Genomic DNA, 26,197 nt, shown 5'->3' with positions numbered 1-26,197 from the left:
CATCTGCAAATCATTGCTTGATATAATATAACATCACAACTAGGCGGGCGGAATGATTGCACGCCCCCCCCGAATCGCCGTGCTGGCATGTGCCAGTTCCCTTGCCGTTCTGGCTGCGAGCGCAACGCCGCGCCCGGCCCTTGCGCAGTCCGTGGCACCGGACAGTGCATCGTCCGGCAAGACCAAGTCTTCCCATTTCCAGGAAAGCGGACCGGAAATCATCGTCACCGGCCGTGTCATTTCCGGTAATGCCGATCCCATCGCGGCTCCGGTCGTCCTTCAGGGGGACAGCCTGACCCGCGACCTGAAACCGCAGATCGGCGAGATGCTGGCCAGTCTGCCCGGCGTTTCCAGCAGCGGCTTTGCACCGGGCGTCTCGCGCCCGATCCTGCGCGGCTTCGACGGGCCGCGTGTGCAGGTCTTGCTGGACGGCATCGGCGCGCTGGACGCATCATCGGTGTCTGCAGACCACGCTGTTTCTCTGGACACTCTCAATGTCGAACGCGTCGAAGTCCTGCACGGGCCCCGCGTCCTTCTCTACGCCAGCGATCCGGCGGGCGGTGCCGTCAATGCCATCGATAAGCGCATCCCCCGGCGTGTTCCGGACAACACGTTCAAGGTGGACGCTCTGGCGTCCTACGGGACAGCGGCAAACCTCGTTAACGGCGGTGTCGCCAGCGACGTGAAACTGGCCGACAGGCTGGTTGCCCACGTCGACGCCTCCTACTTCCACAGCGACAATCTGAAGATTGGCGGCCACGTGCTGTCGCCGGAGTTGCGAGCCCGGACGCTGGCGCAGGCAGACGACCTCCAGGCGGCAGGAGATCTGGCCGGCGCTGCTTCTCTCACTGACCAGGCGAACCGGACAGGCTCCATTCCCAACAGCTGGACGAAGGGCTGGTCCGTGGGCGGTGGCCTTGCGTTCATTGACGAGGGTGGCGACATCGGCGTCTCGGTTCAGCGGCTGTCCACCGACTATGGAATTCCGCCACGCCCTTCCGTCGATCCCGGTGCTACCAGCATTTCATTGCGCCAGACTCGCGTCGATTTGCGTGCGGGTCTTAATCTCGATGGCTTTTTCAACCGGGTCGAGGTTCGCGGTGCATTCGGAGACTATGAACACGCCGAAATCGAGGACGGCGCAGTTGGCACGCAGTTCCACAACAAGGCGATCAAGGTTCGCCTTCAGGCCGATCAGGCGCGTCGTGGCATCTGGACCGGTTCCAGCGGCGTCCAATATTCCACCGCCCGCCTTGATATCAGCGGTGACGAGCTTCTGCTGCCCGACAACCAGACTGACCAGTTTGCTGCGTTTACCCTGCAACAGTTGGAAGTCGGGCAGTTCGATATCGAGGGTGCCGTGCGCTACGAGAATACGCGAGTTCACACGATACCAGCGTCCGAACGCCGTAGTTTCTCACAGTATTCGGCAGTTGCCGGACTGGCCTGGCACCCGGTGGATCATCTGACCCTGTCGGTGAACTATTCGCACGGTGAGCGCGCGCCTTCGGCGGAAGAACTGTTTGTCGATGGCATGCACGATGCCACCCAGTCCTATGAACGCGGCAATCCGGATTTCGCAGTCGAACGCAGCGACGGCATCGAAGCCGGCATTCGCTACAATGGCGGTAACTTTGCGGGATCGGTGACGGCCTATGGCACCAACTTCGCGAACTTCATCACTGCCGTTCCCACCGGCGAGGTGATCGAGGACTTCCCGGTGTATCAGTACCTTCAGGCCCCGGCCCGCTTCCGGGGTGTGGAAGCCGAAGGAGCCCTGACGTTCCTGCGCTGGGACAACGGCAGTTCGCTGAAGACCGATGCCGGTATCGACTATACCCATGCTCGCCTGGTCAACATCGGGCCGGTGCCGCGGATCCCGCCTCTCCGCGTGCGCGGCGGGCTGGAATTCGATTCGCCCAGTCTCGACCTGCGTGGTGAAATCGAATGGAACGCCCGGCAGCGCCACGTTGCCGATAACGAGAACCCCACAAGTGCCTTTACGCTTGTGAACCTGAGCGCCACCTGGCGCCCGATGGGCGAACAAAGCCCTCTTATGCTGATCCTCGCGGCGGATAACCTGCTCGACGCGAAGGGAAGGATCGCCGCATCGGAAACGCGTGACTTCGTGCCGATTGCCGGACGGGACTTGCGATTGACGGCGAAGCTTTCCTTCTAGTTCCTCAATCCGCTATCTCTTGGCAAGGGGAGGAGGTGCTGCCATGCAGCGTCGCGTGAATACGCTTTCCTCCCCCCTTCAAATCGCTAACTACCGCAAATTCTGGCTCGCCCGATTCAGTGCGATGCTGGCCGGCACCGGCATGGTCGTCATTATCGGCTACCAGCTCTACGATGTCGCCCGCAGCGAATACGGCATGTCGATCACGCAGGCGTCGTTCCAGCTTGGCCTGCTCGGTTTCGTCCAGTTTCTCCCGGTCTTCCTGCTGACGCCTGTCGCCGGTGTCGTCGCCGACCGGATTGATCGTCGCAAAGTGGCCGGAATGGCGGCGCTGCTCGACGTCCTGGTAGCGCTGGGGCTGGGCATCACGACCGAACTCGAAGTGCACAGTTTGCCTGTGCTTTACGCATTCGCGATGTTGCACGGCATCGTCCGCGTTTTCATCGGCCCGGCCATGGGTGCCATCGCGCCCAACACCGTGCCAGCCAGTCTGATTCCTCGTGCCATCGGCTTCAACTCGATCGCGATGCAGACGGGCATGATCGTCGGACCTGCCGCCTACGGTTTTCTCTTCGCGGCCGATCGCGCCCTGCCTTATTGGTCCACGGCGCTGTTTCAGGTAATCGCGGCACTGTCGATCATGTCGATCAACAATCTTCCAGAAGTGCACCGCGATGCCCGCAAGGCGCATCCCGTTCGCCAGATCATCGACGGTTTCCAGTTCGTGTGGCGCGAGCGGTTCCTGCTCGGCTGCATCACGCTGGACCTCTTCGCCGTCCTGCTGGGCGGAGCAACTGCCCTCATGCCGGTCTTTGCACGCGACATCCTTCATGTGGGCCCTGAGGGGCTCGGCTGGATGCGCGCCGCGGCCGCGGCCGGGGCAGCGACGGTGGCGTTGTGGCTGTCGTTCCGCCCGCTGGAAAGGAACGTGGGCGTGAAGATGCTGCTGGCGGTGGGGGCCTACGGCGCCATGACGGTTGCCTTCGGCGTGTCGAAGATCTTCGCCGTCTCGTTGTTGTGCCTGGCCCTGCTGGGCGCGGCTGACATGATCTCCGTCTTCATCCGCAGTTCACTGGTGCAACTGCGGACGCCGGACGATGTACGCGGACGGGTTTCTGCGATTTCAGGTCTGGCGATCTCTGCGTCGAATGAGCTCGGAGAAATGCAGTCAGGTATTGCGGCAGCCTTGCTCGGTGCAACCGGAGCGGTTGTTTTCGGCGGCGCCGGTGCCATAGTTATTACCCTTATCTGGGCGTGGATCTTTCCGGAAATCAGAGAGGCCCGCACATTCTCAGCGCGTTGGGAGCAAGAGACATGAAGGCAGACAGCATACTCGCCACTATCGGCAATACGCCGCACATTCGCCTGTCGCGTCTGTTTCCGGATCACGAAGTCTGGGTGAAGGCAGAGCGTGCCAATCCCGGCGGATCGATCAAGGACCGCATCGGCCTCGCCATGATCGAGGCGGCAGAGGCTGATGGCAGCTTGCAGCCCGGCGGCACGATCATCGAGCCGACCTCGGGCAATACCGGCATCGGCCTTGCCATGGCGGCGGCGGTCAAGGGCTACAAGCTGATCCTGGTCATGCCCGAATCGATGTCGATCGAGCGGCGCCGCCTGATGCTGGCCTATGGAGCGCAGTTCGATCTGACACCGCGCGAAAAGGGCATGAAGGGGGCGATTGAGCGTGCCAAGGAACTGATCGAGGCGACGCCCGGCTCGTGGATGCCGCAGCAGTTCGACAATCCCGCCAATATCGCGATCCACGTGAGGACCACCGCGCAGGAAATTCTTGCGGATTTTGCGGAAACTCCTGTCGATGTCCTCATTTCAGGAGTGGGAACCGGCGGGCACCTGACTGGCTGTGCTGAGGCACTCAAGCAGGCGTGGCCGGACATGAAGGCCTTCGCGGTGGAGCCCACGCTTTCTCCGGTGATTTCGGGCGGACAGCCCGGCCCCCACCCCATCCAGGGTATCGGCGCCGGCTTTATTCCGGCCAACCTGCACACGCAGGCCATCGATGGGGCCATCCAGGTCGACCCGGCTGACGCCAAGGAAATGGCGCGCCTGTGCGCGACGAAGGAAGGCATGCTGGTGGGGATCAGTTCCGGCGCGACGCTGGCTGCCATAGCCCAGAAGCTGAAGGAACTGCCCGCAGGCAGCCGTGTGCTCGGTTTCAACTACGATACTGGCGAACGCTACCTTTCCGTGCCGGATTTCCTGCCCGAGTGATCCGGCTGCCCGCAAGACGTTCCATTTCGAGAGACACGACTTTTCATGAGCACACTCGAAACCGTTTCTTACGTGCACGCCGGAAAAACTCTGACGGGTTGGCTGGCACGGCCAGCAGCAATGGCTCGTGCGGCCGTCGTGCTTTTTCCGACGATTGCCAACGTCAACCCGCTGATGGAGGAGCGCGCTCGAAAACTGGCAGAGGCTGGTTATCTCACCATGATTGCGGACTTTTACGGCGATCCGGTGGCAAGCTTTGAAGCCTCGTTCCCAATGGCGGCGGCGCTCCGCGAGGACAATGCCTACTATCGCGGCCGGATCGGCGCGGGGATTGCCGCTCTGCGGGAGCTGGCTCCCGATTTGCCGATGTTCGCGATTGGCCATTGCATGGGTGGTCAGGCGGTACTTGAAGCCGCGCGTGCCGGTGAAGACTTGCAGGCGGTAGTCAGCTTCCACGGCATCCTTGAGACACCTGAACCCGCTGAACCGGGCGCCATCAAGGCTCGCATCCTTGTTTGCCATGGTGACGCCGACCCTCTGGTTCCCCACGAACAGGTGCTCCAGTTCTGGTCGGAAATGAACGCCGTGAATGCCGATTGGCATTTCCATGCCTACAGTCAGGTGCGCCACGGTTTTACAGATCCGGACAGCGACAAGAAGAGCCAGGAATTCCTGGCTTACAGCCGCAGCGCCGACCGCCAGTCGTGGGCGGCGATGCTCAGCTTGTTCGACGAAGTGCTGGCCTGATGGTCAGGAGGCGATGCGTTCCAGCGCATCGCCTTCGAGCCGCCGGTAGAAGCAGCTGCGGGCACCGGTGTGGCAGGCAGGGCCTTCTGGCGTGACCACCAGTTCCAGCGCATCCTGATCGCAATCGACACGGATTTCCTGCACGCGCAGGAAATGGCCTGAGGTTTCACCTTTCAACCATAGCTTCCCGCGTGAGCGCGAATGAAAGTGGGCAAGCCCGGTCTCGCGGGTCTTCTGCAGGGCTTCTGCATCCATGTAGGCGACCATCAGAATGTCCTTTGTCGCCGAATCGACGGCAATCGCGATCAGCAGGCCCTTGGCATCAAAGCGCGGCAGGAAGGCAGCGCCGAGTTCGCGTTCGGCAGTGGAGACATCGGTCATTCCGGAGATTTCCTTGATCGGGCTTTCAGTATTTTAATGTTGCACGATAACCACAGCTGATGGGCAAAATCCACGCCCTCGCGCGAATCTCCTTTCCAATCGTGCCGATTCATTGAATTTTGCACCTGCAGCTGGGGGGCTGCTTCTGACCCATAGGTCGCTGTTAGACAAGCGCCACGGTTCAGGGAATTTGCGATTGGATTGTGGTAGGGCCACACCCGGTCGCAGCGATGAGGGATTGGCCAGGCGGTATTCAGGGGTACCGTCGAACTGCAAAGCAGGGCCTTACAGTTTCGTCACGAGGACGCCCGGAGCCAATGGTTCCGGGCGTTTTCTGTGGCGATTCAGGCGAGATCAAGGGCTTCGTCGAGGACACGGGCGAAACAGGCGACGACCACGGTCTTTGCTCCTGCGCGCTTGAGCGCTGATACGCAGGCATTGCTGGTTGCACCGCTCGTAAGCACGTCATCGACCAGGACGATCTTGGATTCTTTCAAGCGGCTGGCCCATCTGTGGTTCACGCCAATGGCTCCTGACAAGGCTCGATTTCGGGCTTTCTTTCCCAAACCACCCAATGAAGGCGTAGCCTTGCGCCGGACCAGGGCATCCACCGCAAGGCGCGCGCCGGTCTGCCTGGCAATCGATCGTGCCAGCTCTGCCGCCTGATTGTAGCCACGCTGCCACAGGCGCCAACGGTGGAGCGGCACGGGCACAAGCAGGCAGTTCGGTCCCAGCTCCTCCAGCTTGGGCACCATCAGCCCCGCCATCATCGGCGCCAGCGAAATCCGGTTGCCGTGCTTGAGCGAGAGCACCAGCTTGCGTGAGGCATCGTTGTAAAGCGTCGCTGCGGCGATCCCGTCGTGGCGCGGCGGTTTTTCCAGACAGGGCCCGCATGTCGCGCCCTCCTGAACGCCATCACCGAAGGGACGGCCACAGGTTACGCAGGCCGGTTCGCCGGGTATCGCCAGTTCGCCCCAGCACGCAGCGCACAGGCCGGTCTGCGCGCCAATGCCGTCGCCGCATAGCGGGCAGCGCGGTGGAAACACCAGATCCACAAGTGGTGCCATGGCTTGGGCAATTCGCATGCACCGATGCTATCGGAGCTCTTTGGTGCGACAACCCATTGCAAGGATTTCATCCGCGCGGCAGGGGGTGGTGATGGCCAGCAAAGCTCCTCCCCGCATTTTCTCCTCCGCCCGCCGCATCGCCACCCGCCGTCGAATGCTGGCGCTACAAGCCCTGCCCGATGCTCCATGCTACCTGATCGACGACATGGTCGAAGATGTTCTGGAGAGGCTCGCCTTCCTGCGCTTCGAGCCTGCCAAGGCACTGATCATTGGCGATTACAGCGGTGCGCTGGCTCAGACGCTCTTGGCACGCGGTGTAGAGGTGATCGAAGCCGAACCGGCACTGGGGTTCACCGAAGAGCAGCCCTTTCCGTTCGAGGGTTTCGATCTCATCGCCAGCCTTGGCACGCTCGATACCGTAAATGACGTGCCCGGTGCGCTTGTTCACATGCGCAAGGCACTGGCGCCCGGCGGCATGGTGATTGCCAGCTTCGTGTCGTCCGGCAGCCTGCCGGTCCTCCGCGAGGTCATGCTGGCCGCCGATGGTGACCGCCCTTCCCCGCGCCTGCATCCCGCCATCGATGTGCGGGCCGGTGCCCAGTTGCTCCAGCGTACTCTGTTCGCCGACCCGGTAACGGACCACCGGCCGCTGGACGTGGTTTTCCGCAGCCTGGAGCGCCTCGTCGGCGATCTGCGCGCGCTGGGGCTCAGTAATGTCCTCTCCGATCCTGGCCCACCACTAGGCAAAGCCGGGCTGGCGTGCGCGCGCGAAGCCTTTGCGGCCGCCGGTGAGGACGGCCGCACGGTAGAACGGTTCGAGATTCTGACGCTGTCGGGCTGGAAGCGCTAGGCTCCAGCCCGCACAGGGTTATCAGGCCAGCGCGGCCTGTGCCGCTGCCAGCCGTGCGATCGGCACGCGGAACGGCGAGGCGCTGACGTAGTCGAGCCCGGTCTTCTCGCAGAACGCGATCGAGGCCGGATCGCCGCCATGTTCGCCGCAGATGCCGAGCTTGATGTCGGGCCGGGTCACGCGGCCGCGCTCGGCGGCGAGGCTTACCAACTGGCCGACGCCGTCGACATCGAGGCTGACGAAGGGGTCGCGCGCGAAGATGCCCTGCTGGACATAGACGGGCAGGAACTTGCCTGCGTCGTCGCGCGAGAGGCCCAGCGTCGTCTGCGTCAGGTCGTTGGTGCCGAACGAGAAGAACTCGCCCACTTCGGCGATCTCGCCTGCCATCAGCGCGGCGCGCGGCAGCTCGATCATGGTGCCGACCATGTATTCGAGCGTAGAGCCCTTCTCCTCGAAGACCTGCACGGCTACGCGGGCCACCAGCGCCTTGAGGATTTCGAGTTCCTTCTTCGTTGCCACCAGCGGGATCATGATTTCGGGCACGATCGCCTCGCCATGCGCCTTGGCCACGTCGCAGGCGGCTTCGAAGATCGCGCGGGCCTGCATCTCGTAGATCTCGGGGAACGTGATGCCGAGGCGGCAGCCGCGATGGCCGAGCATCGGGTTGAACTCGTGCAACTCGCCCGCGCGGCGCTTGAGCGTATCGACGCCGATGCCGATCTCGTCCGAAAGCTCGGCGAATTCCTCGTCCGCGTGCGGCAGGAACTCGTGCAGCGGCGGGTCGAGCAGGCGGATGGTCACCGGCAGCCCGCGCATGATCTCGAAGATCGCGGCGAAGTCGGCGCGCTGTTCGGGCAGCAGCTTTTCGAGTGCGGTGCGGCGGCCTGCCTCGTCCTCGGCCAAGATCATCTGGCGCACTGCGCTGATGCGGCTCGCGTCGAAGAACATGTGCTCGGTGCGGCACAGGCCGATGCCTTCGGCACCGAACTGGCGGGCCATCTTGCAGTCGGCGGGCGTTTCCGCATTGGTGCGGACCTTCATGCGGCGGTGCTTGTCGGCCCAGACCATCAGCGTCGCGAAGTCACCGGCCAGTTCGGGCTCGATGGTCGGCACTTCACCGGCCATGATGTCGCCCGAAGCGCCGTCGAGCGTCAGGATGTCGCCTTCCTTCAGCTCGCGCTTGCCGATCTTCATCACGCGGGCCTTCATGTCGATCGACAGGCCCGAGGCGCCCGAGACGCAGGGACGGCCCATGCCGCGCGCCACCACGGCGGCGTGGCTGGTCATGCCGCCACGCGCGGTGAGGATGCCCTTGGCCGCGTGCATGCCGTGAATGTCTTCCGGCGACGTCTCGACGCGCACGAGGATCACCGCATCGCCCATATCCGCGCGCTTTTCGGCGGTGTCGGCGTCGAACACGATCGCGCCCGAAGCCGCGCCCGGCGAAGCAGGCAGGCCCTTGCCGAGAATGTCGCGCGGCGCCTTGGGATCGAGCGTCGGGTGCAGCAGCTGGTCAAGCGCCATCGGATCGACGCGCTTGATCGCTGTCGCCTCGTCGATCAGGCCTTCCTCGACCATGTCGACGGCCATCTTCAGCGCGGCCTTGGCGGTGCGCTTGCCCGAACGGGTCTGCAGCATCCACAGCTTGCCCTGTTGCACCGTGAACTCGATGTCCTGCATGTCGGTGTAGTGCTTTTCGAGCAGCTCGAAGACGGCGGCCAGTTCGCCATAGGCGGCAGGCATCGCCTCTTCCATCGACAGCGGCTTGGCTCCGGCGCGCTCGCGGGCCGCCTTGGTCAGGTACTGCGGGGTGCGGATGCCGGCAACGACGTCCTCACCCTGAGCATTGACCAGCCATTCGCCGTAATAGGCCTTTTCGCCGGTCGCCGGATCGCGGGTGAAGGCGACGCCGGTAGCAGACGTATCGCCCATGTTCCCGAAGACCATGGCCTGCACGTTGACGGCAGTGCCCCAGTCACCCGGAATGTCGTTGAGGCGGCGATAGACCTTGGCGCGGTCCGAATCCCAGGAATCGAAGACGGCGCGGATCGCGCCCCAGAGCTGCTCGGTCACGTCCTGCGGGAACGGACGGCCCAGCTCGGCATCGACGATACCCTTGTATTCCTTGACGATCTTGCGCCAGTCGTCGGCGGTCATCTCGACGTCGTTGAGATAGCCGTTGTCTTCCTTGGCGATTTCCAGCGCTTCCTCGAACAGATGGTGTTCGACGCCGAGCACGACGTCCGAATACATCTGGACGAAGCGGCGGTAGCTGTCCCACGCAAAGCGATCATCGCCCGAGGTTCCGGCGAGGCCTTCGACGGTCTCGTCATTGAGGCCGAGGTTAAGGACGGTGTCCATCATGCCCGGCATCGAGACGCGCGCGCCCGAGCGGACCGAGACCAGCAGCGGATCGGCGGCATCGCCGAAGCTCTTGCCCACGGTCTTTTCGATGTGGGTCAGCGCCTGTGCCACGTCGGCCCGCAGCGCGTCGGAGAAGTCGCCGCCCTCGGCGAGGTACTGCACGCACTGTTCGGTAGTGATGGTAAAGCCCGGAGGCACCGGAAGCCCGATCCCCGCCATTTCCGCAAGGTTCGCGCCCTTGCCGCCGGTGATCACCTTGTCCTTCGCGCGCGGATCATCGTGCTTGACCCCGCCACCGAACGTGTAAACCTGCGTGCTCATCTATCCCCTGGCTCTCTTTCGTCTTCTTGCGATTTCTCGCACTCGGGGCGCGGTCCTAGCCCTCTATCCGCGAGAAGTCAGCAACATTGTGCACCGCAACACGAAAGGTATCAAGCAGTGCCAAACGGGTATCACGTCGCAGCGGATCGGGATCGTTTACCGTAACATCCGCGAAAAACGTATCTATCGGATTGCGCAAGGTAGCCAGCGCCGCCATGGCTCCGGAGAAGTCCTCGGCCGCGACTGCCGCAGCAGCCTTGGGCGCAGCCACGTCGAGTGCGTCCATCAGGGCCTTTTCAGCAGCTTCCGGCTCGTAGCCCAGCCCCTTCCGGGCGGCGTAGACATCGCGCATGTCGGGATCGTCGACGTTCTCAAGCGGGTCCTCGTCGCCAGTACGGGCGATGGCAATCTCCGCCTCGCCCTTGCCGGGGACGGACGCATAGCCCTCTTTCTTGAGGATATTGGCGGCGCGCTTGTAGCCGGCGAGCAGGTTGGTGCCGTCCTCGGTCTCGACGAAGGCCTGCAGTGCATGGACGCGGGCGAGCAGGCGGACCAGATCGTCCTCCCCGCCAAGCGCGAAAACCGCGTCGATCAGGTCGTGGCGGACACCAGCTTCCTTCTGCTGAACCTTGAGGCGGTCGGCGAAGAAGTCGAGCAACAGTCTTACCGCGGCGAAGGCCTGCTCGCGAAGTGGCATACTGCTTGGATTGCGCTCAGTTGCAACTCGTTCGACTTCATCGAGATTTGGTTGCCGCCCATGCACCAACTCTAAGCCAAAATAGACGTCAACGTAGGTTTGCTGACTGATCTTCTGCGCTTGTTGAACATACCAACCATGTGTTGCAGACAGCAGCAGACGGGTGAGTGAGGCCCGAGTGCTGTTCGCGATTAACAGTTGGATGATAGAAATGGCAGCTCGTCTAAGCGCGAACGGATCTTTGGAGCCTGTCGGCTTCTCATCAATGCAGTAGAAGCAAGCCAGCGTATCCAGCTTATCCGCCAGCGACACCGCCACCGTCACCGGCGCCGTCGGCACCTCATCACCTTGCCCCACCGGCTTGTAATGATCGCGAATGGCATCGGCCACGGCGTCGGGCAGGCCCTCGGCGCGGGCGTAGTAGCCGCCCATCAGGCCCTGCAGTTCGGGGAACTCGCCGACCATCTCGGTCACGAGGTCTGCCTTGCACAGTTCGGCGGCCTGCCGCGCCAGTGCGGGATCGCAGTCCGGAACCACGCACTCGTTCGCCAGCCATTCGGCCAGCTTGGCCACGCGTTCGACCTTGTCGGCGACGGTGCCGAGCTTCTCGTGGAAGGTGATGCGGCCCAGCTTTTCGGCTTGGACCGAAAGAGGCGTCTTCTTGTCCTGCTCCCAGAAGAAGCGCGCGTCGGACAGGCGGGCGGCGAGCACCTTGCGGTTGCCGTCGACGATCGCGGCGCCGCCGTCGGTCGCCGCGATGTTGGCGGTGCAGACGAAGGCATTGGCGAGTTTGCCCGCGCTATCCTCGCACACGAAATACTTCTGGTTCACGCGCGCGGTGAGCTGGATCACTTCGGGCGGCACTTCGAGGAAGGCTTCGTCGAAGCGGCCGAGAAGCGGTACCGACCATTCGGTCAGGCCCGCATTCTCGATCACCAGACCTTCGTCCTCGACCAGCGTCAGACCGGCTGCGGCGGCGGCCTCGCGCGCCTTTTCGCGCACGATGTCCTGCCGTTCCTCGTGGTTCACAAGGACGTGGCAGGCGCGCAGCTTGTCGGCATAGTCATGCGCGCTGCCGATGGTGATCTCGTGCGGGTGGTGGAAGCGGTGGCCCTTGGTGACGTAGCCCGAGGCGATGCCACCCACTTCGCATTCGACGAGGTCCTCGCCGAGAATGGCGACGATGCCCGAGAGCGGGCGCACCCAGCGCAGCGATTCCGTGCTGATCGAGGCTGCGCCCCAGCGCTGCGACTTGGGCCAGGGGAATGCGCGGACGATCGCCGGGATCGCCTCGGCCAGAACGTCCCTCACGGAACGGCCGGGCTTTTCGACGACGGCGAAGTACGTGGGCTTGCCCTTGACGTCGCGGACTTCGAGCTGGTCCTTGGTCAGCCCCACCTTGCCAAGGAAGCCGGCGAGCGCCTGGTCGGGCGCACTGGTGGCGGGGCCCTTGGTTTCCTCGCTGACGGCCTCGGTGGTTTCGGGAAGGCCTGTCGCGATCAACGCGAGACGGCGCGGCGTCGACCACACCGCAACCGTATCCAGAGCCACACCGGCAGCGTCCATTTCCTTGCGGAACAGTTTTTCCAGATCGGCGCGCGCGCCGGCCTGCATGCGGGCGGGGATTTCCTCGGAGCGAAGTTCGAGAAGGAAGTCGGTCATGTCAGTCGGCCCGTTCACGGGTTGATAGGGTGGCGCCAGCGTCCTTCGACAGGCTCAGGACGAGCGGAGTAGGTGTGAAAGCGCCCTCTCCGCCCCGCTCAGGCTGAGCTTGTCGAAGCCTCATACGGTCCACCCCGGGAACTTGGCTTCCCACTGGTCCTTGTTCTTGTCGATCCAGGCCTGGCACGATCCCTTGGCGAGATCGCGCACGCGGCCGATGTAGCTGGCGCGTTCCTGCACCGAGATCACGCCGCGCGCCTGCAGCAGGTTGAAGAGGTGCGAGGCTTCGATCGCCTGATCGTAAGCCGCGAGCGGTATTTCCGCCTCGATGCAGCGCTTGCACTCGGCCTCGGCGTGCTGGAAGCCCTTGAACAGCTGCTCGGTGTCGGCAATCTCGAAGTTGTACTTCGACTGCTGCTGCTCGTTGGCAAGGTAGACGTCGCCGTAGCTCACGCCTTCGTTGTTGAAGCGCAGGTCATAGACCCAGTCGACGCCCTGGATGTACATCGCGAGGCGTTCGAGGCCATAGGTCAGCTCGCCCGCGACCGGCTTGCAGTCGAACCCGCCGACCTGCTGGAAATAGGTAAACTGCGTCACTTCCATGCCGTCGCACCAGACCTCCCAGCCGAGCCCCCAGGCGCCCAGCGTCGGGCTTTCCCAGTCGTCCTCGACAAAGCGGATGTCGTGCGCCAGCGGATCGATGCCAATGGCGGCGAGGCTCTGGAGATAGAGTTCCTGCAGGTTCTCCGGGTTCGGCTTCAGGATGACCTGATACTGATAGTAGTGCTGCAGCCGGTTCGGGTTCTCACCATAGCGGCCGTCGGTCGGGCGGCGAGAAGGCTGGACATAGGCGGCTTTCCAGGGTTCCGGACCCAGTGCACGCAGCGTCGTTGACGGGTGGAATGTGCCTGCGCCCATGCGCATGTCGTAGGGCTGGAGGATCAGGCATCCCTGTGCGCTCCAGAAATTGTGGAGCGTCAGGATCATGTCCTGGAAGCTGAGCGGCTGTTTCGCGGCGGCAGTCATGGAAATTCCGTCGAGTTCTTGGTTGCGCGGCCTTTGGCGGATCGGGCGGTTCAAATCAACCGCGCAAGCGGGGAACTGGCGATGCCACTTGCATTAAGCTTGCGTTTGGCCTTTGTCCCGCATGGCTATGAGGATGACCTTGCTGAAGACTGCCCTGCGCAACGCTGCCTGCGCGCTTGCCCTGTTCTCCACCCTACCCGCTGCCGCGGAAGATACGGTGCCCGCCGCGCCGGCGGCCGAAACGCTCGCCCCGGCCACCCCCGCGCTCTGGAAAGTGGCCGACGAGGACACCACTATCTGGCTGTTCGGCACGATCCACATCCTGCCCGAGAATGTTGCCTGGTATGCCGGGCCAGTCGCAAAGGCTTTCGATTCCTCGAGCCAGCTCGTCACCGAAATTCCCATCGACAAGGCCGAGGGCTCTCAGTCGGTCATCATGCAGAAGAGCCTGCGCGAGGATGGCAAGACGCTGCCCGATACGCTGGATGACAAGGAACGGGCCGCTTACGATGCGGGGATGACCTCGATCGGCCTGCCGCCGCAAGCGTTCGACAAGAACGACGCCTGGTTCGCCGCGCTCATGCTCACGCTGATCCCGCTCAAGGTGTCGGGCTACAATCTGGAAAGCGGCGTCGATACGCAAATCGGCGCCATGGCCAAGGCGCGCCAGATGGAGAATACGGCGCTGGAAACGCCGGAATACCAGATCTCGCTATTCGACGACCTGCCGCAGGCCACCCAGCGCCGGTATCTGGATGAGGTTCTTAAAGCACTGCCCACGGTCAAGACGGATATCGACTCCATGGTTGCGGCGTGGAAGGCCGGCAAGGCCGATGACCTGGCGCGCCTGCTCAACGAGCAGGAGGACGACCCGCAGTTGCGGAAGGTTCTGCTCACGGATCGCAACGCTCATTGGTCCAAGTGGATCGAGGAGCGTCTGAAGCAGCCTGGAACCGTGTTCATCGCGGTGGGCGCTGGACATCTTGCCGGACAAGGCAGCGTGCAGGATCAACTCGCGCAGGACGGTGTGTCGTCCGAACGGGTTCAGTAACCGGCAATGCGCCGCTGGTTCCTTGCCCTGTCTGCATTGGCGCTGCTCGGCTGCGCGCCCACGCCGCAGAAGGCCGATCCGGCCTTGTGGCATATCGAGAGTGCGGACGGGCATGAGGGCTGGCTCTTCGGAACGATCCACAGTGCGCCCGGCCCGCTCGAATGGCGGACGGCAACGGTTGGCGATGCGCTGGACGGTGCGGGCACGATCATGGTCGAAGTCGCCAATCTGGCCGACGAGGCGGCCGTCGGGGCGGCCTTCGCGGCGCTGGCGAAAAGCGAAGGGCAGCCGCCACTTTCACAGCGCATTGCCCCGGCCGAACGCCCTGCCCTTGCCGCGCTGCTCAAGCGCAATGGTTTTCATGACGGGGATTTTGCCGCGATGGATACCTGGGCGGCTGCACTCACGATCGTGCGGCAGGACAAGGAGGGAAGCGATCCGCGCTACGGTGTGGACCGTGCGGTGATTGCGCAGGCGGGCAACCGGCCGGTCGTCGAACTGGAAGGCGCCACCCGGCAGCTGAGCATATTCGATGCCTTGCCCGAAAAGGATCAGCGGGACCTGCTCAGTGTGGTCGTCCAGGAGGCGGACAAGCCCGACCTTGACCTCCCTGCCGCCTGGCGCGAGGGGGACATGACGGCGATCGAGCAGGATACCCGCACGGGGCTGCTGGCAGACCCGGAATTGCGCGCGGCGCTGTTTACGGGACGGAACCGCCAATGGGCTGCCAGCATTGCACAGGCCGTACAGGCCAACCGGAAGCCGTTCGTGGCAGTCGGTGCTGCCCACATGGCCGGTCCCGACGGGTTGCCCGCGATGCTGGCCAGCCAGGGCTTTACGGTTACCCGGGTGGAGTGACGCGGACTGCCCGTCTGACGCTTGCCTTTTTGCCGGTTTACGCGTAAGGGCGCGCCCTCTCCGTCATGGTCATCCCTGGAGGCGTGACGGGCGGTACGGGCCGAATACGCGGTTTCGTGCCGGATATATCCAGTTTTCGAAAGGCAAGTCCCATGAGCGATCAGCTTACCCTGCCGGCCGAGACGCGTGAACGGGCAGGCAAGGGAGCCTCCCGTGCCCTGCGTCGCGAAGGCCGCGTTCCCGCCGTCGTCTACGGTGCCAATGAAGAACCCCTCGCCATCCACGTCGGGGAAAAGGAGCTGACCCGTCAGCTCATGACCGGCCACTTCTTCAACTCGATCGTCGAAGTCGAAGTGGGCGGCAAGAAGGTTCGCACCCTGCCGAAGGACGTTGCCTTCCACCCCGTCAGCGACCGTCCGCTGCACGTCGACTTCCTGCGCCTCGCCAAGGGCGCGACCGTGCACGTCAACGTGCCGGTGGCCTTCGCCAACGAAGAGCTGTCGCCGGGCCTGAAGCGTGGCGGCGTGCTCAACATCGTGCGTCACGAGCTTGAGCTGGTCTGCCCCGCCGACAAGATCCCCGATGACGTCGTGATCGACGTCACCGGCTTCGACGTGGGTGAATCGATCCACTTCAGCCACGTGAAGCTTCCGGCGGGCGTCGATTCGGCGATCACCGACCGTGACTTCACCATCGCCACGATCGCGGCGCCCTCGGCTCTCAAGAGCTCGGAAGGCGACACGACCAAGGCCGAAGGCGAAGCCGAGTAAGCTTTTCCAGCTTGAAATGGCCCTTCCCGCCCCGGCATACCGGCGCGCGGGAAGGGCCTTTCTTTTTTCTACGGATACGTATTTGCCATGCAGCTTTGGGTCGGCCTCGGAAACCCCGGTCCGCAATACGCGATGCAGCGCCACAACGTGGGCTTCATGGCGATGGACACGATCGCCGAGGTCCATGGCTTCGGGCCGGTGCAGAAGAAGTTCCAGGGCTGGCTGCAGGAAGGCCGCATCGGCACCGAGAAAATCCTTCTGCTCAAGCCCGCTACCTTCATGAACGAAAGTGGCCGCGCGGTCAGCGAGGCCATGCGGTTCTACAAGCTGGACCTTTCCGGCCTCACCGTTTTCCACGATGAGCTTGATCTCGCCCCGTTCAAGGTGAAGGTCAAACAGGGCGGCGGCCATGCCGGACACAACGGACTGCGGTCGATCGGCCAGCACCTTGGAGCGGAGTTCCGCCGGGTCCGGCTTGGAATCGGCCATCCCGGCCACAAGGACAAGGTGACCGGCTACGTGCTTGGCAACTACGCAAAGGCGGAAATGGACCCGCTGGCAGACATGCTTGGCGCGGTAGCGGCCGAGGCGGACAGGCTGGCAGCTGGCGACGAAACCCGTTTCATGAATGACGTTGCGTTGCGCCAGCAAGCATGATCCGCAAGGACAAGGGTCGGCAATACCGAGGCGCAGATGCGTGTGCATCACCCCGGACCTCTCCAGTGCGCTCCCCTGACATTAGGCGTGTTAACTTATTAAGTCCGAATGTTGTGTCGAGTTAGTTTACATCCTCGGTCTTGCGCTCCCATCGTTAACCAGGAACCATGGCACAATCCCTGAGTTGGCACGCAGTTTGCGTTTCAAATGGCAACATCGTTGCTGAATTTGAAAAGATTTCAGGGAGCCATTCATGTCGCGACTGACGCAAACTATTGCCGGATTGGCCGCTGTAGGCAGCCTCGCCTTCGCTGCACCGGCGTGGGCCGATGCCATCACGCTGGATTCGAGCGATATCGGTCAGTCATTTACGGTCGCCTATGATGGGTTTTCCGGCGGCACCTCGATCTCCGGCCTCACGTCCGAGGCAACCTTCACGCTCACTGACATCACCTCGAGCGGATATGTGTTCGACTATAGCGTGACCAACACCTCCAGTGGCGGCGTCACTTCGACCGTTTCCAGCTTTGCATTCGATGTCGATCCCAACATCGCTGGCGCAAGCAGCACCGGCACCTTCTCGAACGCCGTGCTCAACAGCCAGTACCCGAACCAGATCGGCTCAGTCGATGTGTGCTTCAAGAGCGGGTTCAGCAACTCGTGCGGCGGTAACTCGGGCGGTGTCCAGACCGGCGATACCGGCTCCGGCACGCTGACCCTTTCCTTCGACTCTGCCCCGTCATCGATCACCCTGTCGAACTTCTACGACCGCTATCAGGCAATCAGTGGCGCTGGCGGTATCTCTTCGGCCAGCGGTTCGGGAACGATTACGAGCAGTTCAAGCTCTTCCGGCGGCACCGAAGTTCCGGAGCCGGGTATGCTCGGCATTCTGGGCCTTGGTCTCGCAGGCCTTGGTCTGATGCGTTCGCGCAAGCGTCCTGGGGGCGCAGCGGCCGCATAAGTACTCACATCCCTGGATCAGCTCCCCAGGGAAGCCGTGAAGAGGCCCCTCCTGCCCATCGGGAGGGGCCTTTCGCATTTCAGCTTTTGGCGATTTCCGCGAGATGGCGCGCTATTGTCTGATTGCCTGGAGCCAATCGGGCGGCTTCACGAACAAGTTTCGCTGCGCGCTCTTTGTTGCGGCCGGTCTGATGAAGCAGCCACCCGGTCGTATCCATCACTGAAGGATTGTCCGGCGCCTGCTTGAGTGCGCGTTCGGCGTAGCCGAGCGCCCTGGCCGTATCCCCGGTCTCGCTATAGGCAAATGCCAGATTGTTGAGCACCAGCGCGTTTCGGCCATCTGTCTGCTGAAGGATCGTCTCGTATTCGTGAATGGCTGTCTGCCAATCCTTCCCCCGGATCGCCTTGTCCGCCTTTGCGATGCGGGACATCAGTTCAGCGGCAGCAGCTTCGCGCGCCCGTTGCGCCGTCGCGTCGGAGCCGGAACCGCCGGACGCATTGTAGGCTTTCGCAAGCAGGGCAAGTTCCTCCGGAGTTGCGTTGGGCAACTGGGCTAAGGGCTGAAGGGTCTCGACAGCCCCTGCTGCATCGCCCAGTTTCAGCTTTGTTTCACCCAGTAGCATGCGGGCCTGACGATTGCCGGGCTCGCGCAAAACTTGTGACGAAAGCCGGGTCCTGGCTTGTTCCCCCTGACCGAGTTCAAGCAATGTCTTTGCATAGAGCGCATTGGCCAGGGGCTGTTTTTCCAGCTCCTGTTCATGCGCTTGCAGCTTGGTCCGCGCATTGTCCCATTTTCCGCCTGCGGCATCGAGATGAGCGTTGAAATAGATGAGATCGAGATCGTCCGGATTGGCGGCAAGGCCTTTCGCTACCAGAGCGCGCTCTTCTTCGGCTTTGTCCAAAGCGTCGAGCATTCTGATCTTGCTGAGCAGAGCCGCTCTGCTCTCGGGGTAGTCTTTGAGGCCGGCAGTGTAGACAGCAAGGGCCTTGTCGAGTTCGTGCGTGGATGCCAGCAGATCCCCGCTGGTCAGGTAGGAATTGAGCGGGCGGGGCCTTTCCCTTGCTGCAAGCTCTGCAAGGCGCCGGGCTTCAGGCAGGTTTCCGGAAGCGAACTGGAAATTGGCATAGTCCGCAAGCAGACGCCCCTTCTCGCCCGGCGCTTTCTCGCCCAGGGCAAACGCTTCGGCAGCTTTGTCCCTTTCTTCCTTTCCCAATCGGGCCAGCGCCGTCAGCCGGCAGGCTTCCGCAGATCTGTCGTTGGCAACCGCGGTCAATACTTCGTCGAATCGCTTGTTCAGAAGAGCGACGTTTCCTTGCAGGATTGCCGCGTCCGGTGGCAAACTTCCTAGTTTATCGAGCCGTTCAAGAATGGCTTTGGCCGAAATGGGATCCGACAGTGCGATATAGGTCCGTGCCAGCAGTTGCAGTGCCTGAGCGTCATCCGGCGAGCTCTGGACAATACTGCTGAGATCGATCCGTGCCGCAGACCATTCATGCTCTGCATAGGCTTTTTCCGCACGGGCAAAGCGGTCTTCCGGGCTCAATCCGCATCCGGCAAGGAGCACGGCCGCAGCGAACGGAATGCTCGATCTGATGACGCGTTTCATCCTCGGATACCTAGCTGTTACGGGTGAAGAATAGGTGAAACTGGCCAAGACCGGTTGCGGCCGCTATGGGCGGCCAAATTTCATTTCCGGAGTTACACATGGGTTTCCGTTGCGGGATCGTGGGCCTGCCCAATGTTGGCAAGTCGACCTTGTTCAATGCACTGACCGAAACACAGGCGGCGCAGGCGGCGAACTATCCGTTTTGCACGATCGAGCCCAACGTCGGGCAGGTTGGCGTGCCCGACCCGCGCCTTGACAAGCTGGCCGAGATCGCGGGCAGCCAGAAGATCATCCCGACCCAGCTGTCCTTCGTCGACATCGCCGGCCTCGTGCGCGGCGCCTCGAAGGGCGAAGGCCTGGGCAACCAGTTCCTGGGGAACATCCGCGAGGTTGATGCCGTCATCCACGTGCTGCGCTGCTTCGAGAACGACGATATCCAGCATGTCGACAACAAGGTCGATCCCATCGCCGACGCCGAGACGGTAGAGACCGAACTCCTGCTGTCGGACCTTGAAAGCCTCGAAAAGCGCGTACCCGCAGCCCAGAAGAAGGCGACTGGTGGTGATAAGGAAGCCAAGATCATGGCTTCGGTCCTTGGGCAGGCACTGGAACTGCTTCGTGCTGGCAAGCCCGCGCGACTCACCGAGCCCAAGGACGACGAGGAAGCGCGCGTGTTCCAGCAGGCGCAACTGCTGACGGCAAAGCCGGTGCTCTACGTTTGCAACGTCGAGGAAGAGTCGGCTGCAGAAGGCAATGAATTCTCGAAGCGCGTTTTTGAGAAGGCCGCTGCGGAGAACGCCACTGCCGTGATTGTGTCGGCCGCCATCGAGTCCGAACTGGTCGGCATGGAAGTAGACGAGCGCATGGTTTTCCTCGAGGAAATGGGCCTGCACGAAACCGGTCTCGCCAGGGTGATCCGCGCCGGGTATGAATTGCTCGCCCTGCTCACCTTCTTCACCGTTGGCCCGAAGGAAGCCCGTGCCTGGACCGTGCACAAGGGGGCCAAGGCGCCCGAGGCGGCTGGCGAAATCCACTCCGACATGCAGCGCGGCTTTATCCGCGCCGAGACTATTGCCTACGACGATTTCGTTTCGCTGGGTGGCGAAACGGCCGCGAAGGATGCCGGCAAACTGCGACAGGAAGGTAAGGAATACGTCGTGCGTGACGGTGACGTGATGCACTTCAAGTTCAACGTCTGATCGCCTTTTACCGGATTATCGGGCACCAAATCCGTCCTGCGGCGTTGGGCAAGCAATGAGGGAATTTGCTGTTACCTGATTTGCCTGCCCAATGACCGATCCCAATCAGAATGCCGTTCTCTATCGCATGGTGATGGAGAAGCATGTGTGCCCCTATGGCCTGAAATCGAAGGACCTGCTGAAGCGCAGGGGCTACGCGATCGAGGACCAGCGCCTGACCACCCGTGATGACGTGGAAGCCTTCAAGGCTGCGCACGGGGTGGACGCGACTCCGCAGACCTTCATCGCGGGCCAGAGGATTGGCGGTTATGAGGACTTGAGGCGCTTCTTCGGGCTGGAAGAGGATTCCGCTAGGACCAGCTACACGCCGGTCCTCTGCGTATTTCTGACGGCTGCGCTGATTGCGCTGGGGGCTAGTTGGGCCGTGCTGGACACGCCGCTGTCCATCATGGCGGCGGGGTGGTTCGTCTCGATCACCATGATGCTGCTGGCGATGCTCAAGTTGCAGGACATCGAGCAGTTCTCGATCATGTTCCTGGGCTATGACCTGCTGGCGCAGCGCTGGGTCCCTTACGCTTATGCCTATCCATTTCTGGAATGGAGCGCCGGTGCCCTGATGACGGCGCATGTGCTGCCATGGGTCTCGATCCCGATCGCGCTGTTTATCGGCACAGTGGGAGCTGCATCGGTCTGTTACGCGGTCTATGTCCAGAAGCGGCAACTCGAATGCGCCTGCGTGGGGGCTTCTGGCAAAGTGCTGTTGGGCTTCGTCTCGATGACAGAGAACCTCTTCATGATCGGCATGGGGCTTTGGATGCTCATCGTGGGTAACTGATTTTCCAACGACTTCAAATAGTCACGCGTCTGGAGCAAGAGAACGCCATGGGCCGAATCCATTTGCTGCTCGCCGCGCTGCTCTCGCTATTGTCCGCTGTTCCCGCTGCGGCCGGACCAGCCCGCACGCAGGTCGTCATCCTGGTGTCCATCGATGGGTTTCGCGCTGATTATCTTGACCGGGGGGTAACGCCCAACCTCTCGGCACTGACCGACACTCATTCGGCGCAGGACATCACGCCGTCGGCGGTGAAGACAATGCGGTCCTGCGAATCGTGAATGATCATCCGCACCGGCCAGCGGTCCGGCCCTGGCTTGTCCCCCGTCTCCGGCAGGGCCATGAAATCCACCCAGTTTGATAGCCCCGTATAAGCAGCACGCGCACCGCCCAGCAGTTCACCGCTGCCGGTTCTGGCCGCCATGCGGGCAAGTTCGCCAGACAGGCTCAGGAAGCCCTCCTGCGTGCTGGCCAGGAACAGCGGCTCGCCCGTTTTGCTCTTCCGGAACGAACACCTGGCGCGATCAAGGCCATAGCGGGTGATCAGGTCCGCCGTGAGCGGCTCCGGCACGACAGGCTGGACGGGAACCCGGCTCATGCGCTCTGCCATCGCGACATCGCGGGCGTCCTCGGAGGCTTGTGTGGCGGGATCCTTCTCCGCGCAGCCGGTCAGGATCGCACCGGCCGCAATGGCAGGAAGCAACAGCTTCAGTTTTGTCCGTTGCATCACTTTCGCCCGAAAAGTTTCTCGATGTCCTGGTGGGCAAGTTTAACCCATGTGGGGCGGCCATGGTTGCATTGGCCGGAGCGCGGTGTGCGTTCCATTTCGCGCAGGAGCGCATTCATCTCGGCGACCGAGAGCGAGCGTCCGGCCCGGACCGAACCGTGGCAGGCCATTGTCGCCAGCACCAGATCGAGCTTTTCGCCGAGCAGCAAAGCATCGCCATTGCGTGCCAGATCGTCGGCAATATCGCGCACCAGCGCATGGACGTCACTCTTGCCCAGCACCGAAGGTACTGCACGCACCAGCATGGCAGCCGGGCCGAACCGTTCGAGGGCAAGGCCGAACCTGGCCAGATCCTCAAGCTTGTCTTCCAGCGAGTCGCAGGCGATCTCTTCCAGTTCCACGACTTCGGGAAGCAGCAGGGCCTGTGAACGCGCTACGGCGTCTCCGGCCCCTGCCGCCTTGAGCCGTTCGAGAACGAGCCTTTCGTGTGCGGCGTGCTGGTCAACGATGACCAGCCCGTCGTCCGCTTCGGCCACGATATAAGTGCCGGAAACCTGCCCGCGTGCCACGCCCAAGGGATAATGCAGGGCCTCTTCGGGTTCGTCCGGCGCTGCTTCCGCGCGGGCCGACGGCTCGGCCATGACTTCGGCTTCGTAGGACCGCCAAGCCGAGCCTGCCTCGGAGACGCGGGCGGGCGGAATGCGTGTTTGCGGTGCCGCGTATTGCCGCGCGAAGAGTGATCCCAGCGCCGGTGCGGGCGCTGTCGCCGCGGGCGCGGCCGGCTCGACCTGCCAGTTGCCCATGGCGCTGGCGGACGGCGGCTGGGCGCTGCGCTGCCCTGCCCCTTCCAGCGCATGGCGCAACGCGCCGATCAGGAAGCCGCGAATGAAGGCGGGATCGCGGAAGCGCACTTCGGTCTTGGCCGGATGCACGTTGACGTCCACTTCCTCTGGCGGAATGTCCAGGAACAGCGCCAGCACGGCATGCCGGTCGCGCGCAAGCATGTCGGCGTAGGCGCCGCGCACCGCGCCGACAAGCACGCGGTCCTTCACCGGACGACCGTTGACGAACAGGTACTGGTGATCGGCCACGCCCCGGTTGAAGGTGGGCAAGCCCGCGACGCCAGTCAGCCGCGCGCTGCCTCGCTCCGCTTCGATGACCACACCGTCGTCTGCCAGTTCACGGGCGACGAGTCGGGCGACGCGTGCAGCCAGTTCCTCGCGCGGCTGCACCGCCATAACCCGGCGCCCGTCATGTTCCAGCACGAATCCGACATCAGGGCGCGCCATCGCCAGACGGCGCACGACGTCCTGACAGGCCGCGTATTCCGAACGCGGCGATCGCAGGAATTTGCGCCGCGCCGGGACCTTGCCGAACAGGTTTTCCACCCGGATGCGGGTTCCCGGCGGCAATGCGGCGGGACCATCGGCGGTGACTTCGCCATGATCAGTCACCCGCTTCCAGCCCTCTCCCGCGTCGTGCGGACGGCTTTCAATCGTCAGGCGTGCCACCGAACCGATCGAAGGCAGGGCCTCGCCGCGAAAGCCGAGCGTCACGACTTGCTCGATATGTTCGTCCGGAAGCTTCGATGTCGCGTGCCGTTCCAGCGCCAGCGCGATTTCGTCAGGCCGCATGCCACAGCCATCATCGGTCACCTCGATCATGTCGAGGCCGCCGGAAGCGAGGCGCACAGTCACTTGCGTGGCGCCCGCATCGATCGCATTTTCCACGATTTCCTTGAGTGCGGAGGCAGGGCGCTCGACCACTTCACCCGCGGCAATGCGGTTTACGAGGTGTTCTGGCAGGCGGCGAATGGTGGGCATGGGCAAACCCTAGCGGTGAAACGGCTTCAATTCGAGACGGATGCCAGCGGAAACCCACCGGAAATCGACACAAAATTTTGGCGTTTCGCGAATCGATGGGCTAAGGGGTGCCCTTCCATGCCAACCTGCCTGTCGACGGTTCCGAGGATTCTCGGGCAAGAGACTGGAAAAATGACGGATTTTAAATGGCCGGCCCCTTCTCGCGATTCTTCAAACTCGGCTCCCAGAACATGGCGATCGACCTTGGGACCGCCAATACGCTCGTCTATGTTCAGGATCGCGGAATCGTTCTTAATGAACCTTCGGTGGTGGCCATCGAAACACTGAACGGCATCAAGAAGGTCAAGGCCGTCGGCGACGACGCCAAGATGATGATGGGCAAGACGCCCGACAACATCGAGGCGATCCGCCCGCTGCGCGACGGGGTCATTGCCGACATCGAAATCGCGGAAGAAATGATCAAGCACTTCATCCGCAAGGTGCACGGCAAGAAGAACCTGTTCCGTTACCCGGAAATCGTGATCTGCGTGCCCTCGGGTTCGACTTCGGTCGAACGTCGCGCGATCCGCGACGCGGCCAGCAACGCCGGCGCCAGCCAGGTCTACCTGATCCTCGAACCGATGGCCGCCGCGATTGGCGCCGACATGCCTGTCACCGAACCGGTCGGCTCGATGGTCGTCGACATCGGCGGCGGTACTACCGAAGTCGCGGTGCTTTCGCTGCGTGGCCTTGCCTATACCACTTCGGTGCGCGTCGGCGGCGACAAGATGGACGAAGCGATCGTGTCCTATGTCCGCCGTCACCACAACCTGCTGATCGGCGATGCCACCGCAGAGCGCATCAAGAAGGACTACGGAATCGCCGTAATCCCCGAGGACGGCATTGGCGAGATTATCCATATCAAGGGCCGCGACCTTGTGAACGGCGTGCCCAAGGAAATCACGATCAATCAGGCGAACGTCGCCGAAGCCCTTGCCGAACCGATCGGTGCGATCATCGAAGGCGTGCGTATCGCGCTGGAAAATACGGCGCCCGAACTGGCTGCCGACATCGTCGACCAGGGTATCGTGCTCACTGGCGGCGGCGCGCTCATCCAGGGCCTCGACGACTACTTGCGTGAGGAAACCGGCCTGCCCGTGAGCGTCGCCGAAGATCCGCTGTCCTGCGTTGCGCTGGGTACTGGCCGCGCCATGGAAGATCCGGTGTATCGCGGCGTGCTGATGTCCGCCTGACAGGTCGCTAAGGGGGCGGCGCCAGCCCCGGCAGGGACCGCCGCCCGGAATACAGGAGTGCATGGCGCATGGCACCGCCTGCAAATCGGCGCTCCGGATTTTCCCGCAGAGCGCAGTACTCGACGTTCTTCAGCTACACTGCAGGCGGCGTTGTCGTAGTGGTGGGGCTTATCCTGCTTGTCGTTTCCATCCTCAATCCTGGCGCTTTCTCAGGGTTGCGCGGCGTTGCGGTCGATGCGACTCAACCGGCCGGAGAAGTCACGGCCGCCGGGCGTTCCTATGGCAGGCACGTGTGGGCCAGTATCGGTGGTTTCTTTGTATCCGGACGAGAACAGGCCCGGCTCGAACGCGAGCTCGCCGAGGCGAAAGTGCGGCTGGTTGAAGCCAAGGCGACCGAAGCGGAAAACCGCAGGCTCAAGTCTCTTCTGCGATTGAAGGAGGCTGGAAGCGCCCCGGTGGCTTTCGCGCGACTTACGCGGTCGACGAGCGCCAGCGCGCGACGCTTCGCGATCATCAGCGCCGGACGCAAGGACGGCCTGGCCAAAGGCATGCCGGTGCGTTCGCCAGAGGGCCTGATCGGCCGCGTCATGGAAGTGGGTTCGTCGAGCGCACGCGTGCTGCTGATCACCGACACCGAAAGCCTGGTGCCGGTACGCCGGGCTACTGATGGTGTACCCGCGTTTGCTCAGGGGAATGGCGATGGTACCGTGCGCGTCCGTCTGATCAATCTCGGGATCAATCCGCTGAAGACAGGTGACGTGATGGTCTCGTCGGGGTCCGGTGGGCTGTATCGCCCCGGCACACCGATGGTCATCCTGACCAAGATCCTGCGCGACGGGGCCATCGCGCGCGTGCTTGCCAATCCTTCGGACACCGATTTCGTGATGATCGAGCACACCTGGGCGCCGCAGGAACCTCCGCCGCCTGCCAATATCGAATCCGGAGGGCGCTGACC

At 62.9% G+C, this 26,197-nt stretch carries 23 protein-coding genes; 15 read left to right on the top strand and 8 right to left on the bottom strand.

What is annotated here, in order from left to right; all coding sequences use genetic code 11:
* Positions 1–52 precede the first annotated feature (52 nt).
* From MTR64_RS02700 to MTR64_RS02685, 4 genes are read left to right on the top strand one after another with little or no spacing between them, the layout of a single operon-like run.
* Positions 53–2,179, top strand: a complete 2,127-nt coding sequence (locus MTR64_RS02700; RefSeq protein ID WP_243990486.1) for a TonB-dependent receptor — start codon at positions 53–55, stop codon at positions 2,177–2,179.
* Between the two features lie 43 nt (positions 2,180–2,222).
* Positions 2,223–3,497 carry an MFS transporter gene (locus tag MTR64_RS02695; protein WP_243990485.1) on the top strand — a complete coding sequence of 425 codons (1,275 nt, stop codon included), beginning with the start codon at positions 2,223–2,225 and terminating at the stop codon, positions 3,495–3,497.
* Complete coding sequence (cysK, locus tag MTR64_RS02690; protein ID WP_243990484.1) at positions 3,494–4,411, top strand: cysteine synthase A; 918 nt, start codon at positions 3,494–3,496, stop codon at positions 4,409–4,411. The genes MTR64_RS02695 and cysK overlap by 4 nt, the downstream gene beginning before the upstream one ends.
* 45 nt (positions 4,412–4,456) lie before the next feature.
* Positions 4,457–5,158: a dienelactone hydrolase family protein gene (locus tag MTR64_RS02685; protein WP_243990483.1), complete on the top strand. Its 702-nt coding sequence runs from the start codon at positions 4,457–4,459 to the stop codon at positions 5,156–5,158.
* Between the two features lie 3 nt (positions 5,159–5,161).
* On the opposite strand, the gene hisI is transcribed toward MTR64_RS02685, so the two are convergent.
* Complete coding sequence (gene hisI, locus MTR64_RS02680; protein WP_243990477.1) at positions 5,162–5,539, bottom strand: phosphoribosyl-AMP cyclohydrolase; 378 nt, start codon at positions 5,537–5,539, stop codon at positions 5,162–5,164.
* Positions 5,540–5,883: 344 nt separating this feature from the next.
* Positions 5,884–6,624 (bottom strand): ComF family protein, encoded by a 741-nt coding sequence (locus tag MTR64_RS02675; RefSeq protein WP_243990474.1) that lies wholly within the window; start codon positions 6,622–6,624, stop codon positions 5,884–5,886.
* Between the two features lie 73 nt (positions 6,625–6,697).
* Here MTR64_RS02675 and MTR64_RS02670 point away from each other — a divergent pair, with 73 nt between their 5' ends.
* The gene (locus MTR64_RS02670) at positions 6,698–7,456 is read left to right on the top strand and encodes a methyltransferase domain-containing protein (RefSeq protein WP_243990473.1); all 759 of its coding nucleotides are present in this window, start codon (positions 6,698–6,700) and stop codon (positions 7,454–7,456) included.
* 21 nt (positions 7,457–7,477) lie between these two features.
* Here the strand turns inward: MTR64_RS02670 and ppdK are convergent, their stop codons facing one another.
* From ppdK to MTR64_RS02655, 3 genes are all read right to left on the bottom strand, one after another.
* Positions 7,478–10,141, bottom strand: a complete 2,664-nt coding sequence (ppdK, locus tag MTR64_RS02665; RefSeq protein ID WP_243990470.1) for a pyruvate, phosphate dikinase — start codon at positions 10,139–10,141, stop codon at positions 7,478–7,480.
* Between the two features lie 55 nt (positions 10,142–10,196).
* Positions 10,197–12,500, bottom strand: coding sequence for a glycine--tRNA ligase subunit beta (gene glyS, locus MTR64_RS02660; RefSeq protein ID WP_243990468.1), 2,304 nt, complete (start codon positions 12,498–12,500; stop codon positions 10,197–10,199).
* A gap of 120 nt (positions 12,501–12,620) precedes the next feature.
* Entirely contained in the window at positions 12,621–13,526 is a 906-nt protein-coding gene (locus MTR64_RS02655) for a glycine--tRNA ligase subunit alpha (RefSeq protein ID WP_243990460.1), read from the bottom strand.
* 121 nt (positions 13,527–13,647) lie between these two features.
* Here MTR64_RS02655 and MTR64_RS02650 point away from each other — a divergent pair, with 121 nt between their 5' ends.
* The 5 genes from MTR64_RS02650 (at position 13,648) to MTR64_RS02630 (ending at position 17,823) form a co-directional block, all read left to right on the top strand.
* Positions 13,648–14,577: a TraB/GumN family protein gene (locus tag MTR64_RS02650; RefSeq protein WP_243990458.1), complete on the top strand. Its 930-nt coding sequence runs from the start codon at positions 13,648–13,650 to the stop codon at positions 14,575–14,577.
* A 6-nt stretch (positions 14,578–14,583) separates the two neighbouring features.
* On the top strand, positions 14,584–15,435 hold the full coding sequence (locus tag MTR64_RS02645) for a TraB/GumN family protein (protein WP_243990457.1): 852 nt from the start codon (positions 14,584–14,586) through the stop codon (positions 15,433–15,435).
* Between the two features lie 152 nt (positions 15,436–15,587).
* The gene (locus MTR64_RS02640) at positions 15,588–16,205 is read left to right on the top strand and encodes a 50S ribosomal protein L25/general stress protein Ctc (protein WP_243990456.1); all 618 of its coding nucleotides are present in this window, start codon (positions 15,588–15,590) and stop codon (positions 16,203–16,205) included.
* 87 nt (positions 16,206–16,292) lie between these two features.
* Complete coding sequence (gene pth, locus MTR64_RS02635; RefSeq protein WP_243990451.1) at positions 16,293–16,862, top strand: aminoacyl-tRNA hydrolase; 570 nt, start codon at positions 16,293–16,295, stop codon at positions 16,860–16,862.
* A gap of 253 nt (positions 16,863–17,115) precedes the next feature.
* The gene (locus MTR64_RS02630; RefSeq protein WP_243990449.1) at positions 17,116–17,823 is read left to right on the top strand and encodes a cistern family PEP-CTERM protein; all 708 of its coding nucleotides are present in this window, start codon (positions 17,116–17,118) and stop codon (positions 17,821–17,823) included.
* A gap of 79 nt (positions 17,824–17,902) precedes the next feature.
* On the opposite strand, the gene MTR64_RS02625 is transcribed toward MTR64_RS02630, so the two are convergent.
* Complete coding sequence (locus MTR64_RS02625) at positions 17,903–19,429, bottom strand: tetratricopeptide repeat protein (protein WP_243990446.1); 1,527 nt, start codon at positions 19,427–19,429, stop codon at positions 17,903–17,905.
* Positions 19,430–19,527: 98 nt separating this feature from the next.
* Here MTR64_RS02625 and ychF point away from each other — a divergent pair, with 98 nt between their 5' ends.
* The 3 genes from ychF to MTR64_RS02610 all read left to right on the top strand — a co-directional run bounded on the left by ychF (position 19,528) and on the right by MTR64_RS02610 (position 21,741).
* The gene (gene ychF, locus MTR64_RS02620) at positions 19,528–20,628 is read left to right on the top strand and encodes a redox-regulated ATPase YchF (RefSeq protein WP_243990438.1); all 1,101 of its coding nucleotides are present in this window, start codon (positions 19,528–19,530) and stop codon (positions 20,626–20,628) included.
* 91 nt (positions 20,629–20,719) lie between these two features.
* Complete coding sequence (locus MTR64_RS02615; RefSeq protein ID WP_243990428.1) at positions 20,720–21,463, top strand: MauE/DoxX family redox-associated membrane protein; 744 nt, start codon at positions 20,720–20,722, stop codon at positions 21,461–21,463.
* Between the two features lie 47 nt (positions 21,464–21,510).
* Positions 21,511–21,741 (top strand): alkaline phosphatase family protein, encoded by a 231-nt coding sequence (locus tag MTR64_RS02610; protein ID WP_419144906.1) that lies wholly within the window; start codon positions 21,511–21,513, stop codon positions 21,739–21,741.
* On the opposite strand, the gene MTR64_RS02605 is transcribed toward MTR64_RS02610, so the two are convergent.
* Positions 21,681–22,187 (bottom strand): hypothetical protein, encoded by a 507-nt coding sequence (locus tag MTR64_RS02605; RefSeq protein ID WP_243990425.1) that lies wholly within the window; start codon positions 22,185–22,187, stop codon positions 21,681–21,683. The two genes, MTR64_RS02610 and MTR64_RS02605, sit on opposite strands and share 61 nt — an antisense overlap.
* Complete coding sequence (gene mutL / locus MTR64_RS02600; RefSeq protein ID WP_243990423.1) at positions 22,187–24,010, bottom strand: DNA mismatch repair endonuclease MutL; 1,824 nt, start codon at positions 24,008–24,010, stop codon at positions 22,187–22,189. Before mutL ends, MTR64_RS02605 begins: the two co-directional genes overlap by 1 nt.
* Before the next feature lie 185 nt (positions 24,011–24,195).
* On the opposite strand from mutL, the gene MTR64_RS02595 reads away from it, so the two are divergent.
* Together MTR64_RS02595 and mreC are read left to right on the top strand one after the other, a co-directional pair.
* Positions 24,196–25,242, top strand: coding sequence for a rod shape-determining protein (locus MTR64_RS02595; RefSeq protein ID WP_243990422.1), 1,047 nt, complete (start codon positions 24,196–24,198; stop codon positions 25,240–25,242).
* A gap of 68 nt (positions 25,243–25,310) precedes the next feature.
* A complete protein-coding gene (gene mreC, locus MTR64_RS02590) occupies positions 25,311–26,195 on the top strand; it encodes a rod shape-determining protein MreC (protein ID WP_243990421.1) in 885 nt (294 codons plus the stop codon).
* The last annotated feature ends 2 nt before the right edge of the window (positions 26,196–26,197 follow it).

It is taken from the genome of Novosphingobium album (ex Hu et al. 2023) (genome assembly GCF_022832385.1).
GTDB lineage: Bacteria > Pseudomonadota > Alphaproteobacteria > Sphingomonadales > Sphingomonadaceae > Novosphingobium > Novosphingobium album.
The sequence above is the reverse complement of the archived record's forward strand: the minus strand, read 5'-3'. Positions and strand labels throughout refer to the sequence as shown.

Coding starts and splice junctions, on each gene's coding strand:
- MTR64_RS02700 (WP_243990486.1), top strand. CDS start 53: ATGATTGCACGCCCCCCCCGAATCGCCGTGCTGGCATGTGCCAGTTCC.
- MTR64_RS02695 (WP_243990485.1), top strand. CDS start 2,223: ATGCAGCGTCGCGTGAATACGCTTTCCTCCCCCCTTCAAATCGCTAAC.
- cysK (WP_243990484.1), top strand. CDS start 3,494: ATGAAGGCAGACAGCATACTCGCCACTATCGGCAATACGCCGCACATT.
- MTR64_RS02685 (WP_243990483.1), top strand. CDS start 4,457: ATGAGCACACTCGAAACCGTTTCTTACGTGCACGCCGGAAAAACTCTG.
- hisI (WP_243990477.1), bottom strand. CDS start 5,539: ATGACCGATGTCTCCACTGCCGAACGCGAACTCGGCGCTGCCTTCCTG.
- MTR64_RS02675 (WP_243990474.1), bottom strand. CDS start 6,624: ATGCGAATTGCCCAAGCCATGGCACCACTTGTGGATCTGGTGTTTCCA.
- MTR64_RS02670 (WP_243990473.1), top strand. CDS start 6,698: ATGGCCAGCAAAGCTCCTCCCCGCATTTTCTCCTCCGCCCGCCGCATC.
- ppdK (WP_243990470.1), bottom strand. CDS start 10,141: ATGAGCACGCAGGTTTACACGTTCGGTGGCGGGGTCAAGCACGATGAT.
- glyS (WP_243990468.1), bottom strand. CDS start 12,500: ATGACCGACTTCCTTCTCGAACTTCGCTCCGAGGAAATCCCCGCCCGC.
- MTR64_RS02655 (WP_243990460.1), bottom strand. CDS start 13,526: ATGACTGCCGCCGCGAAACAGCCGCTCAGCTTCCAGGACATGATCCTG.
- MTR64_RS02650 (WP_243990458.1), top strand. CDS start 13,648: ATGGCTATGAGGATGACCTTGCTGAAGACTGCCCTGCGCAACGCTGCC.
- MTR64_RS02645 (WP_243990457.1), top strand. CDS start 14,584: ATGCGCCGCTGGTTCCTTGCCCTGTCTGCATTGGCGCTGCTCGGCTGC.
- MTR64_RS02640 (WP_243990456.1), top strand. CDS start 15,588: ATGAGCGATCAGCTTACCCTGCCGGCCGAGACGCGTGAACGGGCAGGC.
- pth (WP_243990451.1), top strand. CDS start 16,293: ATGCAGCTTTGGGTCGGCCTCGGAAACCCCGGTCCGCAATACGCGATG.
- MTR64_RS02630 (WP_243990449.1), top strand. CDS start 17,116: ATGTCGCGACTGACGCAAACTATTGCCGGATTGGCCGCTGTAGGCAGC.
- MTR64_RS02625 (WP_243990446.1), bottom strand. CDS start 19,429: ATGAAACGCGTCATCAGATCGAGCATTCCGTTCGCTGCGGCCGTGCTC.
- ychF (WP_243990438.1), top strand. CDS start 19,528: ATGGGTTTCCGTTGCGGGATCGTGGGCCTGCCCAATGTTGGCAAGTCG.
- MTR64_RS02615 (WP_243990428.1), top strand. CDS start 20,720: ATGACCGATCCCAATCAGAATGCCGTTCTCTATCGCATGGTGATGGAG.
- MTR64_RS02610 (WP_419144906.1), top strand. CDS start 21,511: ATGGGCCGAATCCATTTGCTGCTCGCCGCGCTGCTCTCGCTATTGTCC.
- MTR64_RS02605 (WP_243990425.1), bottom strand. CDS start 22,187: ATGCAACGGACAAAACTGAAGCTGTTGCTTCCTGCCATTGCGGCCGGT.
- mutL (WP_243990423.1), bottom strand. CDS start 24,010: ATGCCCACCATTCGCCGCCTGCCAGAACACCTCGTAAACCGCATTGCC.
- MTR64_RS02595 (WP_243990422.1), top strand. CDS start 24,196: ATGGCCGGCCCCTTCTCGCGATTCTTCAAACTCGGCTCCCAGAACATG.
- mreC (WP_243990421.1), top strand. CDS start 25,311: ATGGCACCGCCTGCAAATCGGCGCTCCGGATTTTCCCGCAGAGCGCAG.